Origin of the sequence: Faecalibacterium butyricigenerans, assembly GCF_020687345.1 — a bacterium.
GTDB classification, from domain to species: Bacteria; Bacillota; Clostridia; order Oscillospirales; family Ruminococcaceae; genus Faecalibacterium; species Faecalibacterium butyricigenerans.
This window is the reverse complement of record NZ_JAJEQL010000071.1, coordinates 1-1,271: the sequence shown is the minus strand read 5'-3', so window position 1 is coordinate 1,271 and position 1,271 is coordinate 1. Positions and strand designations below refer to the sequence as shown.

The 1,271-nt window shown below is 53.2% G+C and carries 1 rRNA gene; it reads right to left on the bottom strand.

What is annotated here, in order from left to right:
• Positions 1 to 19: 19 nt before the first annotated feature.
• A 16S ribosomal RNA gene (locus LKD23_RS12785) occupies positions 20 to 1,271 on the bottom strand; the annotation flags it as partial.

Sequence of the window (1,271 nt, the reverse complement as noted above, 5' to 3'; positions counted from 1 at the left end):
TTCTTGCCTGACTCCTTAGAAAGGAGGTGATCCAGCCGCAGGTTCTCCTACGGCTACCTTGTTACGACTTCACCCCAATCACCAGTTTTACCTTCGGCGGCGTCCTCCTTGCGGTTAGACTACCGACTTCGGGTCCCCCCGGCTCTCATGGTGTGACGGGCGGTGTGTACAAGGCCCGGGAACGTATTCACCGTGGCATGCTGATCCACGATTACTAGCAATTCCGACTTCGTGCAGGCGAGTTGCAGCCTGCAGTCCGAACTGGGACGTTGTTTCTGAGTTTTGCTCCACCTCGCGGTCTTGCTTCTCTTTGTTTAACGCCATTGTAGTACGTGTGTAGCCCAAGTCATAAAGGGCATGATGATTTGACGTCATCCCCACCTTCCTCCGTTTTGTCAACGGCAGTCTGGCCAGAGTCCTCTTGCGTAGTAACTGACCATAAGGGTTGCGCTCGTTGCGGGACTTAACCCAACATCTCACGACACGAGCTGACGACAACCATGCACCACCTGTCTCCTTGCTCCGAAGAGAAAACATATTTCTATGTCCGTCAAGGGATGTCAAGACTTGGTAAGGTTCTTCGCGTTGCGTCGAATTAAACCACATACTCCACTGCTTGTGCGGGCCCCCGTCAATTCCTTTGAGTTTCAACCTTGCGGTCGTACTCCCCAGGTGGATTACTTATTGTGTTAACTGCGGCACTGAAGGGGTCAATCCTCCAACACCTAGTAATCATCGTTTACGGTGTGGACTACCAGGGTATCTAATCCTGTTTGCTACCCACACTTTCGAGCCTCAGCGTCAGTTGGTGCCCAGTAGGCCGCCTTCGCCACTGGTGTTCCTCCCGATATCTACGCATTCCACCGCTACACCGGGAATTCCGCCTACCTCTGCACTACTCAAGAAAAACAGTTTTGAAAGCAGTTTATGGGTTGAGCCCATAGATTTCACTTCCAACTTGTCTTCCCGCCTGCGCTCCCTTTACACCCAGTAATTCCGGACAACGCTTGTGACCTACGTTTTACCGCGGCTGCTGGCACGTAGTTAGCCGTCACTTCCTTGTTGAGTACCGTCATTATCTTCCTCAACAACAGGAGTTTACAATCCGAAGACCTTCTTCCTCCACGCGGCGTCGCTGCATCAGGGTTTCCCCCATTGTGCAATATTCCCCACTGCTGCCTCCCGTAGGAGTCTGGGCCGTGTCTCAGTCCCAATGTGGCCGTTCAACCTCTCAGTCCGGCTACCGATCGTCGCCTTGGTGGGCCGTTACC